We start from the raw sequence: 11,626 nt of genomic DNA on the forward strand, positions 1-11,626 counted from the left end.
CCATGAAGAACCCGCCGACGATCATCGCAGCCGAGCCAGTGACCTGCGTCCGGACCCCAGTACGCCTGCGACAGTTCGACCGCGTCGGGGTCGTGCGGGGCGAGCAGCGGCCCGAAGAGCGCCAGGACGGCGAAGAGGACGACGCCGGCGAGGGCGATGTGGCCGGGCAGGTCCAGCCCGGCGATGCGCGGAAGACGCCGCCGCATGCCCGACGTGTCCGGGTGGGTGAGCTGATTGAGCAAGGTCATGACGGACTCCACTGGGAGCGGACGCGTGGGTCGAGGAAGGCCGTGAGCAGGTCGACGAGCAGGTTGGTGAGCGCGAACATCACCAGCAGGACCATCGCGATGGCCTGCGCGACGGGGAAGTCCTTCTGCGTCACCGAACTGATCAGCAGCCCGCCGAGGCCGTTGAGCTGGAAGGCCGTCTCGACGATGGCGGAGCCGACGACCATGCCGGCCAGGGACAGACCGGCCGCGGTCACGATCGGAACCAGGGAGTTGCGAAGGACGTGCCTGCGGAACACGTGCCGGCGTGGCAGGCCGCGGCCGAACGCCGTTTCGACGTGCTCCCGTCCCATCTCCTCGCGGATCGACGTCTGGACGACCGAGCCGACCACGGGCCACCAGCCGACCGACAGCGCGATGGCGGGCAGCGCGAGATGATGGAGGCGATCACCCCATCCCGTGCCCTGGCCGAAGACGGGGAACCAGCCGAAACCCACGGCGAACACCGAGATCAGGACGGTCGCGGCGACGAACGCCGGGGTGGCGATGCTGACGCTCATCAGGGCCGAGACGCCGTCGTCGACCAGCCGGGACCGGCGCTTGGCCAGTCCGCCGAGCAGCAACCCCGCCGCCACCACGATGAGGAAGGTCATCAGCACCAGCAGCGCCGTCGTCGGAGCGGCGGTGCGCAGCAGTTCCGAGACCGGTGCGTGCTGCTGAATGGACTCGCCGAGGTCGCCGCTGAGCAGTCCGCGCAGCCAGGAGACGTAGCGCTCGGCGAAGGGCTGGTCGAGGTGGTATTGCTCAGCCAGGGCGGCGCGCTGCGCCGGTGTGGACGGCCGGTTGCCCAGGAGGAAGTCGATGGGGTCACCGGGCGCCAGCAGGATGCTGGCGAACACGGCCATGCTCGCCGCGAAGAGCGTGGCCACGAAGATGCCGATGCGCGACAGGACGAATCTGGTCATGAGCCGGCCGGTCGCCGATCGGATGGACGCATCCTGAGTCCGTCGAACAGGTGGGTCAGGCCCGCCCGCGTCGCGCTCTCCAGGTAGTGAGCGTTCGGCGATATGACGGCGGACAGGAACAGGCCGTCGAGGGTGGACGACAGGAACTGGGTCAGGTCGGGATCCGGCTCGCCGCCCAGCGCCCGGACTGTGGCGTCGCACAGCGCGAACCCGCTCGCCTCCCATGCTTCGAAGGCGCTTCGGTCGAAGTGTTGTCCTGCCAGTTCGAGGGTCAGCGCGAGGGTGGCGGTCGTGGTCACCTTCCGTTCGCCCGCACGGCTCATGACCTCGGCGACGAACAGTTCCACCAGTGCGGCCGGGTCGTCGCCCGTCTCCTCCACCTGGGCGCGCAGCCGTGCGAACGCCGCGGCCTCCTGGGCGGCGACATCGGCCAAGGCGCCCGCGATCAGCGCGTCGGTGCTGGAGAAGTAGTAGGTGATCAGCCCGGGTGCCGCTGCTGCCTGCCTGGCCACGCTGCGATGGGTGACGGCACGGACTCCCGCGTCCGCGATCACCTGCAAAGTCGCGTCGAGGATGCGGCGACGGGTCTGCTCCCCCTTGGGGTGCGAGTGGGTCGGCATGGCGGACATTCAACCCAAAGTTGTACTTGTGTTCAAGACTTTCTTGTGCAAATGTTCAACACCTTCGCCGGTCCTTCCCCTGCTTCGTCCTCAGGAGGCACACGATGTCCCACCCGCTTCGTCGACGCCGGCCGGCCGGACCGGTCGCAGCCGTCGTCGGCGCCGTCCTGGTCCTCACCGGTTGCGGGCGCGCGCACGACGACAGGCCGGCCACCGCGCCGGAAGGCCATCCGGTCGCCGCACCCGCGGCCACGGAACGAGTCGAGTCGGTCACGTGGAACCTCCCCGGCGAGCCCACCAGCCTCGACCCCACGAAGGCCTTCAACGGAGCCGACCTGTGGGTGAGCTCCAACGTGTGCGAATCGCTGCTGACCTTCACGCCCGGCGGCTCCGTGGAGCCGGGACTGGCGACGTCGATCAGCACACCGGACCCCACCACCTACGTCGTGCACCTGCGGCCGGGGGTCTCCTTCAGCGATGGACACCCCCTGACCGCCGAGGACGTCGCCTTCAGCCTCAAGCGGGTGACCGACCCCGCCTCCGGGTCCTACTGGAGCCAGTTCGCCGTCCGCCTGGAGAAGGTCACCGTCACCGACACCCGCACGGTCACGATCACCCTGAAGCAGCCGGACACCATCTTCACCGGGATGCTCGCCACTCCGATGGGGCAGATCGTCAGGAAGGCGGCCGCCGAGAAGGCCGGAACAGCGTTCGGCAGCGCCCGGGGCGGCATCGTGTGCACCGGTCCGTACACGGTGGAGTCATGGAAGAAGGGCGACAGCATCACGCTGGCCGCCAACGACCGCTGGTGGGGCGCGGGCCGGCGACCGCTCCTGGCCCGGCGGGTGAAGTTCACCTTCATCGCCGACGACAGCACCGTCGCCTCCGCCCTCGCCAACGGCGACGTGGACGGGACCTTCTCCGTCCCGGGCGGCGCCGCCCTGTCCAAGCTGACGAACACGGCCGGCGGGAAGATGTACCTCGGGCCTTCGACCGCGCAGACCGCTGTGGTGCCCACCCGGCTCACCGGCACCGGTCCGCTGGCGAACCCCCTGGTGCGCGAGGCGTTGTCGTACTCCATCGACTACCCCGGCATCATCTCCACGATCTTCGGCCCCACCGCGAAGCCCCTGCGCGCCATCGTGCCCCCCGGCGCGTTCAGCTACGCCACCGCCACCTTCCAGCAGGCCTACGACGCACTGCCCGAACCCCGGCGGGACATCGCCACCGCCAAACGACTCCTCGCCCAGGCGGGCACCCCCCACCCGGCCGTCACGATCGCCGTCCCGTCCGGATCGGCCGACCTCGTGCGCGTCGGTGAAGCCATCCAGAGCAACTCCAAGCAGGCGGGCTTCGACATCACGATCAAGTCGATGCCCGACGCGGACTTCTACCCGCTCTTCTCCAGCGCCGACGCCCGCGCCAAGGTCGACGCGTTCGTCACCGACTGGTTCGCCGACATCCCGGACCCCCTTGAGCTCTACCAGCAGATCGGAACGCCGGGATCGGCCGCCGACTTCGGCGGGTACGACAACCCGAAGGTCGCCGCGCTTCTCGATAAAGCCCGCTCGACCCCTGACGCCGAGCGGCGCGCTCAGCTCGTCATCCAGGCCCAGCAGGCCATCACGCGCGACAGAGTGTGGATTCCCATCGCCTACAGCCTCGGCGCCATGTTCCTCAACAACCGCCTCGGCGGCGTGACTTCCGCCAGCCCTTACAGCCTCTACTCGCCCTGGCTCACGACGCTCGGAGGACGCTGAGCATGGAACGACTCAAGCGATACCTCGAACGGGTTCCGGACGCCTCCCACTTCCCGACCCTTCCCGAGATCGAAGATCGGCTGCGGCGGATCCACGCGCGACACCCGGAGACGACGGCACTCGAGGTCATCGGCACCTCTCGTGCCGGGCTGCCGCTCACCATGCTCTCCGTGAGCGCAGGGGCCGCACGCGGTGACCGGCACGCCGTGGTCACCGGCATGCCCCACCCCAACGAGCCCACCGGCACGCTGGGAGCCCTGGCCCTCGGCGAACTTCTTGCCGAGGATCCGTCGCTGGTAAAGGAACTGGGCCTGGTCTGGCATCTCGTGCCGTGTGTGGACCCCGACGGCGCTGCTCTCAACTACGGCTGGTACGCCGGCCCCTACACCCGCCGCCACTACGCCGAGCACATCTACCGCCCCCCGTTCCCCGAGCAGTACGAGTGGACGTTCTCCCGACCCGACCTCGACCCGCCCGGCCTCGACCCGATCCCAGAGTCGGCGGCCGTCGCCGCTGTCATCGACAACTTGCGGCCGACGTTGCTGATCACCATGCACAACGGCGAGACCGGCGGTCTCTTCGCGTATGTCACCCAGGATCTGCCCGGCCTGGTCGAAGGGCTCGGAGAGACCGGTGAGGCAACAGGGTTGCCCATTCACGGGGGCCGTCCCGAACTCGACGTCCACGTCCTTGGCCGTGGACTCTTCCAGATGTCGGATCCAGCGGGCGGCATGCTGTCGAGCACCGAGTACGCCCTGGCATACGGCACCGTGGGCGTCGTCCAGGAGCCACCGATGTGGGTCCACGCCTTCATGGACGACGACGCTCTCAGCGATCAAACCCTCCGGCAGGTCCACGACGCCGCCCAGGCAGCCAGAGCCGACCTGGCCGTTCGCATGACCGGCTGGGTCGCCGCCGTTCGGGCCCACCACGACCTCGACACCCCTCGAGGCCGGGGGGTGCTGGAGCAACTGCGTTCCCTGAGCGCCGGTCCCGAGCCCGGCCTGGAGCCGGCCGACCAGCAGTGCACCCAGGCCTACGCCCGATCAGTGGCCGAGGACGTGCTGCTCGACACCCTGCGCTGCACGGGACATCTGACAGCGTTTCTCCGAGACGAGTCGAAGAGATCGCCGTTGACTCCGCAGGTCGCCGGCGTCTTGACCGAGGTGTCGAACACCCTGGTCGCTTCGGCTGAGGACGAGAGCGAACTCACCTTCGTCGGACTCGGGCCCGCCGTCCGGGCGCACGTCGGCATGGCGCTGACCACTGCGAGCCTGTTGTAAGCGACCGCCCGCGGGGACTTCGCCGGCGACTCGACGTGGCCTCATGCGGGGCTCCGACGCATCGCACCAGGTGAACCGCCGGACGAGCGCCTTTCGATGGTGTTCGTCGCACAGCCTCCCCGCGGGCCGCCATGTGGCCCACACCATCGTCGTGATGCACCACATCCGATCGTGGAGACTGGATCGACTGCGAACTGATCCGTGCGCCTCGTCATCTCTCGAGGCGCACCCTGCTTGAGGCGGTGCCCCGACTGCATGATTGACCTGCGTCAGCTCCAAGTGCTGCGCGCCATCGCGGTGAACGGCTCCCTGGCGGGGGCGGCCCGGCAGCTCCGGTTCGGCCAGCCCACGATCAGCTACCACCTGGAGGCCCTGGAATCCCACCTCGGTGCCCGCCTGGTCGAACGGAGCCCTGCCGGTGCCGTCCTGACCGACATCGGCGCGATGGTGCTGGAGCACGCGGCCGGGGTGCTCGACCGGATCGCTGTGGTGGAGTCGGATGTGCAGGCCCGTCTGGCCCACGGCCTGGCCACTCTGCGCGTCGGCGCCTTCACCACCGCCGCCACGAAACTGCTCCCACGCCCGCTGCGGCGGGCGACCGAGGGCAGCGGGGTTCGCGTCGAACTGACCGAGGCCGAGCCCCTTGAGCTGCTCACCCGGGTCAGGTCCAGGTCGCTGCACTGTGCACTGATCTACGACGTGGCGGGTGTCACACCGCGCTACGGATCGGATCTGTACGTGGAGAAACTGTTCGACGATCCTTTCCGCCTGCTGCTGCCCGCGGCGTACGCCGCCGCCGGTCCCGTCGATCTCGGGCAGTTCGCCGAGGAGGGCTGGATCATCTCCGCCGGCGGCTACGACCCGAGCGACCAAACACTCTTCGCCACCTGCCAACTGCTCGGCTTTCGCCCCCGCATCGTGCTGCGTACGGACAACTACAGCGTGATCCACGGATTCGTGGCCGCGGGTGGCGCGGTCGCGTTGGTGCCCGAGCTCGCGCTGGAGCAGGGGCACGACGTCGTCGCCCGGGAGACGGCGCAGGACATCGGCGCGCGCAGCGTCCTGTTCGTCACCCCTGCCGGCCCGCAGCCGCCCCTCGTCGAACGGCTTCGCGCGCAGCTCCATAGCCACTATGGAGCCGCTGCCTAAAACCGGGGCATTCCGGCCGTGTCGCCTGACTGCGACGATGGGCGACATGACCCGTTACGGCGCCATGTACGGCCCTGACCTCACGTTCCTCGGCGTGCCTGCCTGTGATCTCGACCAGCCCGAAACCTGGAGCGAGGCCCAGGTCGTCATCCTGGGTGCTCCATACGACGGCGGCACCTCCTACCGGGCAGGCGCCCGATTCGGTCCCGGCGCCATCCGCCAGGCCTGCTACCTCGGGCACGATGGCACCCGCCCCTCTCTGGCCCTGGGCGTGGACGGCCTGCTCGACCTCAAGGTCAAAGACGCCGGAGATGTGGAGATGTTCAGCGGTGACGCGCACGGTGCCCACGCAGCCTTGGAGCGGGCCGTGAACATCGTCTCGGCGGCCGGGAAGATTCCACTTGTACTGGGCGGTGATCACTCCATCGCCCTGCCGAACGTCACGGGCGTCGCCCGCGCAGTCGGCTGGGGCCGGGTCTCGATCATGCATTTCGACGCCCATGCCGACACCGGAGACAGTTCCTTCGGTTCGCTCATCGGCCACGGGCAGCCGATGCGCCGCCTCATCGAGTCCGGTGCCGCCAGGGGTGACAGATTTCTGCAGATCGGGCTGCGCGGCTACTGGCCCGGGCCCGAGACGCTCACCTGGATGGCCGAACAGCGGATGCGCTCCTACGAGATGACCGAGGTCGTCGAGCGTGGCCTGAACACCTGCCTCGACGAGGCCGCGCAGATTGCCGTCGACGGTTGTGATGGCGTGTATCTGTCGATCGATGTCGACGTGGTCGATCCTGGAATGGCCCCGGGCACTGGAACCCCCGAGCCTGGCGGACTGACCTCACGCGAACTGCTGGACGCCGTACGACGGCTTGCCTACGAGTTGCCCATCGTCGGTGTCGAGGTGGTCGAGGTCGCTCCAGGCCACGATCAATCCGACATCACCGCCATGCTCGGCAGCCGGATCGTGCTGGAAGCGCTGTCTGGTCTCGCCCGCCAGCAGGCAGAGAAGAACGGCGGGCTCGAGCCATGGGATCGCAGCCAGCCGTTGCTCGACAGCTACTGAAGCACGAAGGCGCCCCACAGGCCGAGCGCTCTGACAGCAGAGCTCGATCAAATGCCTGGCGGTCATAACCGCCGCCAGGATGTCCGGCACTGGATCCAGGCCGGTGCCCGGACTGGCCGACACGGTGAAGTGCCTATCCTCCAGCTCGAACGGCTGGGTCAAGTCGGTGGCGAAGCGCCACTCGAACCTTGAGGTGTTACCTGGCAGGCCTCGCTGTAGTCCCGGGGAAATTTCCAACGGATTTGCCTGACCTGCGGCGATACACGGGCCTGGACGGCAGTCACGAGGCGTCTACGGTGGGATCATGGGCGACGACGAGCCGAGGTTGAGGTGCCGTTAACGAACGTGTCACCAGCCCCAAACGAGCGCCATCTCTCCAGTTCACGGCCCTGACGGGGCAGGGGTCGCAGTCGCTTCGTCGTGGTCGCGGAGCATGCGCAGCACGGTGGCCGGGGACGGGTGCTGGCCCTTCTTCTTGCCGCGGGTGATGACCAGGCGGGCGGCGATGTCGCGCAGGCTGAGGTTCTGGCCGCGCAGGTGCAATGCCATGGACAGCATGGATTCGTCGGTGACGGCGGCGCCGCCGATGTGTTTGCCGCGGGTGCGGGCCGACTCGTGGCCTTCCAGAGTGCGGTCGCGGATGTACTCGCGCTCCATGCCCGACAGCGCCGCCAGCACGGTGAAGACGATCCCGGTCGGGTCGTGGCTGCCCTGCAGTTCGCCGGACAGGAACTCCAGGCCGATGCTCGCGGCCCGGAGCTGTTCGGCCAGGGCTGCCAGTTCGATGCCGCGGCCCAGCCGTTTGTGCTCGTGCACGACCAGGGTGACCGCCAGGCCTGAGGCCTGCATCTCGGCCGCCAGGGCGAGGGCGCGCTCGAGTTCGGGGTGGACGACGGCGCGGGTGGAGATCTTCTCGGCGAAGACGCGGGTGATGCCGGCGGCCTTGAGCGCATCCAGCTGGGTGTCGAGCGACTGGCGGACGGTGGAGGCGCGGGCGTAGCCGATGCGAGCATGCCCCGCCGGTTGGGCGCTGGCTGCGGCGGGACGTGGCAGGGCCTTCCACGTCGTGCCGGGCTTACGCACCGCCGGGACCGCCACGGCGAGGGACTTGGCCAGATCGGGCACGAGCCGGAAGCGTGCGGTGTGGTACTGCGCCGCGACCTTGCCGCGGCCGGTACGGCAGGGCGACCCGGCCGGAGCCGCACACGAGGTCATCGGGCAGTCGTGGGCTTCCACCCGCAGGAAGTTATCATCGCTCACCCCGCGAGTGTTTCATAAGTACGTTTCATCAGGCGGGAGATTTGCAACGTCCTATGAAACACGATCCGCCCTGATCGTGACTGGCCGAGCCCGATGTTTCATAGGTGAGGGCTTATGAAACACCGGCCCGCCCCGCAGCGCGGGCCGCCAGCACGCTCGCCATCACCCGCTCGACGACGTCACGCGTGGGGCCGTGTGATCGCCCTGGTCAGCGACATGACTATCCCTTTCTCCCGTACTTGGTCTGCCTCCCCGAGTCGCCGGACGACGGTGAAGGATGCGGAGAGCCTACGCTCCGGGGCGCGGGGATCGCCGGATGGACATCCTGGAAATCAGGCGTCCCAGGTGACGGGAAGGCTCTTGACCCCGTAGATGTCTGCCGTCTCTGGGCGCAGCGCAACTTCTTCGGCTGGTACGGCGAGCCGGAGTGTGGGGAAGCGGTTGACCAGGGCGGAGAAGACAACGCGCATCTCGATGCGGGCCAGTTGCTGGCCCAGGCATTGGTGGATGCCGTGACTGAAGGCCACGTGCCCGCCTTGCTGACGGCGCAGGTTGAGCGTGTGTGGATCGGTGAAGCGCTCCGGGTCGCGGTTGGCGGTGGCGAGGGCCAAGATGAGCATCTCCCCGGCCGAGATGGTGCGGCCGCCCAGCTCGATGTCTTCCAGCGCCACCCTGACGGAATGCTGGGCGACGCTCAGATAGCGCAGCAGTTCCTCCACGGCGTTCTCCACGAGGGCGGGGTCGGCGCGCAGCGCGGCCAGCTGCGCGGGGTTCTGCAGCAGCGCGAAGGTGCCCAATGCCAGCATGTTGGCGGTGGTGTCGAGCCCGGCCGCCAGCAGGATCAGGGCGACACCCTTCAGTTCCTCGTCGGTGAGGTCGGTGTCGGTCAAGTCGCTGAGTACGTCGTCGGTGGGGTGGGCGCGTTTGGCGGCCACCAGCTCGGCGAGGTAGGTCTGGACCGCGGCGTAGGCGGCGATCAGGTCCTCGTCGCTGGTCTCCCCGCCCATGAACTTGCCGACGTTCCCCTGGAAGAGGTCACGGTCGCCGTACGGCACGCCGAGCAGTTCACAGATCATGACAGCCGGGATGGGCTTGGCCAGCGCGGTCACCAGGTCGGCCGGCGGACCGGCGTTGGCCATGGCGTCCAGATGCTCGGCGGTGACCTGCTCCACGCGCTCGGTGAGCAACCGCATCCGGCGCACGGTGAACTTGCCCACCAGCGGTTTGCGGTAGCGGCTGTGCTGTGGGTCGTCCATGAGCAGGAACTCACCCGGCGGCGCCGGAGGGACCTCGATGTCGCCGAAGTCGATCAGCGGGTGGTGACGCAGCAGCTCCTTGCGCGAGCTGAGCCGGCGGTCGGCCAGCGCAGCCCTGACCAGGTCATACCCAGTGATCAGCCAGCCCTGGTGGCCGTCGGCGAAGGTGAGGCGGCTGATCGGGCTCTGGTCTCGGGCCTCGATCAGCTCCTTGGGCGGGTCGAAGGGGCAGCCGGGCCGGCGCTCGGTCGGAAGCCTCTTGACGGCGTGTTCCATGATCACTCCCTAGGAGATCTTGCGGCGGTAGACGCGCATGGCGCAGCCGTAGGTGACGACGAGGACGGCGAAGCACCAGGCCAGGGCGATCCAGATGTCGGTGCCGACCGGCTGCTGGGTGAGCAGGTCGCGTACGGCGTTGACGATGAAGGTCACCGGCTGGTGCTCGGCGAAGGCCCGCACCGGACCCGGCATGGTGTCGGTGGGCACGAACGCCGAGCTGATCACCGGCAGGAAGATGAGCGGGTAGGAGAACGCGCTGGCGCCGTCGGCAGACGTGGCGGTGAGGCCGGGGATGACGGCCAGCCAGGTCAACGCCAGGGTGAACAGCAGCAGGATGCCCGCGACCGCGAGCCAGGCCGGCAGGCCCGCGCTGGAGCGGAAGCCCATGAGCAGGGCGACCAGTACCACGACCACCAGCGAGATCAGGTTGGCGACCAGCGAGGTCAGCACGTGTGCCCACAGCACCGATGAGCGGGCGATCGGCATGGACTGGAAACGTTCGAAGATGCCGCTTTTCATGTCCATGAAGAGCCGGAAGGCGGTGTAGGCGATGCCGGAGGCGATCGTGATGAGCAGGATGCCGGGCAACAGGTAGGTGACATAGGAGTCCGTGCCGGTCCTGATCGCGCCCCCGAGGACGTAGACGAACAGCAGCATCATGGCGATCGGGGTGATCGCGGTCGTGATGATGGTGTCCATGCTGCGGGAGATGTGGCGCAGTGACCGGCCCGTCAGGACCGCGGTGTCCCCGAGGAAGTGCTTGGTCATCGAGGGTCCTTACTGACCAGAGTGAGGAAGACGTCTTCGAGGGTCGGCTGCTTTTCGACGTATTCGACCTTGGCGGGCGGGAGTAACCGCTTGAGCTCCTGCAGGGTGCCGTCGACGATGATGCGGCCCTCGTGGAGGATCGCGATCCGGTCAGCGAGTTGTTCGGCCTCGTCCAGGTATTGCGTGGTGAGCAACACGGTCGTGCCGTTGTCCGCGAGGTCCTTGACCGCCTGCCACACCTCGATACGTGCCTGTGGGTCGAGCCCGGTCGTCGGCTCGTCCAGAAAGATGATCGGCGGGTTGCCGATGAGGCTCATCGCGATGTCGAGGCGGCGCCGCATGCCGCCGGAGTAGGTCGACACCTTCCGGCCGCCGGCGTCGGTCAGTGAGAAGCGCGTGAGCAGGTCGTCGGCGACCTGGCCCGGGTTCTTGAGGTGGCGCAGCCTGGCGACCAGGACGAGGTTCTCCCGTCCGGTGAGGATCTCGTCGACGGCGGCGAACTGCCCGGTGAGGCTGATGGACTCGCGCACGTCACCGGCCTGGGTGGCGACGTCGAATCCGTTGACGGTGGCGGTGCCCGCGTCGGCCTTGAGCAGGGTCGAAAGGATCTTCACGGCGGTGGTCTTGCCGGCGCCGTTGGAGCCGAGCAGGGCGAAGATGTTGCCGCGTGCCACGTCGAAGTCCACGCCGCGCAGGACGTGGAGCTCTTTGTATGACTTCTGCAGGTTTCGCACCCGTATCGGTGGTGCTTGCTGTGTCGTCATCAGGTTGTCCTGTCTTATACGTCGGCACTCTTCGCCGACCCGGTTGTCGCTCGTATCGCCGGATGCCTGGTCGGCCCTGTCGCCGTACGCCGCCGGTACCGCGACCGGCATCTGCGAGGGGCTTCTTCGGGGGCGGTGCGAGCCCTGACAGCGCTTTAACTTTACCTTCCGGAAGGTATAGTAGGACGTATGACAAACGCAAGGTGCCGGATTCTGGATGGGGCGCTGGAGC

The 11,626-nt window shown here is 68.2% G+C and carries 10 protein-coding genes and 1 pseudogene; 4 read left to right on the forward strand and 7 right to left on the reverse strand.

Features of this window, described 5'->3' with window-relative positions:
* The 3 genes and pseudogenes from ACWCSD_RS36070 to ACWCSD_RS36080 form a co-directional block, all read right to left on the reverse strand.
* Positions 1-248 (reverse strand): annotated as a pseudogene (locus ACWCSD_RS36070) (hypothetical protein); the annotation flags it as partial.
* Positions 245-1,192 (reverse strand): ABC transporter permease, encoded by a 948-nt coding sequence (locus ACWCSD_RS36075; RefSeq protein WP_397166761.1) that lies wholly within the window; start codon positions 1,190-1,192, stop codon positions 245-247. The pseudogene ACWCSD_RS36070 and the gene ACWCSD_RS36075, both read right to left, overlap by 4 nt.
* The gene (locus tag ACWCSD_RS36080) at positions 1,189-1,812 is read right to left on the reverse strand and encodes a TetR/AcrR family transcriptional regulator (RefSeq protein ID WP_449921713.1); all 624 of its coding nucleotides are present in this window, start codon (positions 1,810-1,812) and stop codon (positions 1,189-1,191) included. The genes ACWCSD_RS36075 and ACWCSD_RS36080 overlap by 4 nt, the downstream gene beginning before the upstream one ends.
* Positions 1,813-1,916: 104 nt before the next feature.
* On the opposite strand from ACWCSD_RS36080, the gene ACWCSD_RS36085 reads away from it, so the two are divergent.
* The 4 genes from ACWCSD_RS36085 (at position 1,917) to speB (ending at position 7,067) form a co-directional block, all read left to right on the forward strand.
* Positions 1,917-3,572 carry an ABC transporter substrate-binding protein gene (locus tag ACWCSD_RS36085; RefSeq protein WP_449921716.1) on the forward strand — a complete coding sequence of 552 codons (1,656 nt, stop codon included), beginning with the start codon at positions 1,917-1,919 and terminating at the stop codon, positions 3,570-3,572.
* A gap of 2 nt (positions 3,573-3,574) precedes the next feature.
* The gene (locus tag ACWCSD_RS36090; RefSeq protein WP_397166756.1) at positions 3,575-4,855 is read left to right on the forward strand and encodes a M14 family zinc carboxypeptidase; all 1,281 of its coding nucleotides are present in this window, start codon (positions 3,575-3,577) and stop codon (positions 4,853-4,855) included.
* A gap of 255 nt (positions 4,856-5,110) precedes the next feature.
* Positions 5,111-6,004, forward strand: coding sequence for a LysR family transcriptional regulator (locus ACWCSD_RS36095; RefSeq protein WP_397166754.1), 894 nt, complete (start codon positions 5,111-5,113; stop codon positions 6,002-6,004).
* Positions 6,005-6,041: 37 nt separating this feature from the next.
* Positions 6,042-7,067, forward strand: coding sequence for an agmatinase (speB, locus tag ACWCSD_RS36100; RefSeq protein WP_449921721.1), 1,026 nt, complete (start codon positions 6,042-6,044; stop codon positions 7,065-7,067).
* A gap of 381 nt (positions 7,068-7,448) precedes the next feature.
* Here the strand turns inward: speB and ACWCSD_RS36105 are convergent, their stop codons facing one another.
* From ACWCSD_RS36105 to ACWCSD_RS36120, 4 genes are all read right to left on the reverse strand, one after another.
* Positions 7,449-8,327, reverse strand: a complete 879-nt coding sequence (locus tag ACWCSD_RS36105) for a recombinase family protein (protein WP_397166750.1) — start codon at positions 8,325-8,327, stop codon at positions 7,449-7,451.
* A 332-nt stretch (positions 8,328-8,659) separates the two neighbouring features.
* Positions 8,660-9,859, reverse strand: coding sequence for a cytochrome P450 (locus ACWCSD_RS36110; RefSeq protein ID WP_449921724.1), 1,200 nt, complete (start codon positions 9,857-9,859; stop codon positions 8,660-8,662).
* Positions 9,860-9,868: 9 nt separating this feature from the next.
* Entirely contained in the window at positions 9,869-10,630 is a 762-nt protein-coding gene (locus ACWCSD_RS36115; protein ID WP_397166747.1) for an ABC transporter permease, read from the reverse strand.
* The gene (locus ACWCSD_RS36120; protein WP_397166745.1) at positions 10,627-11,505 is read right to left on the reverse strand and encodes an ABC transporter ATP-binding protein; all 879 of its coding nucleotides are present in this window, start codon (positions 11,503-11,505) and stop codon (positions 10,627-10,629) included. Before ACWCSD_RS36120 ends, ACWCSD_RS36115 begins: the two co-directional genes overlap by 4 nt.
* Positions 11,506-11,626: the final 121 nt, after the last annotated feature.

The organism is Nonomuraea sp. NPDC001684 (assembly GCF_053596515.1).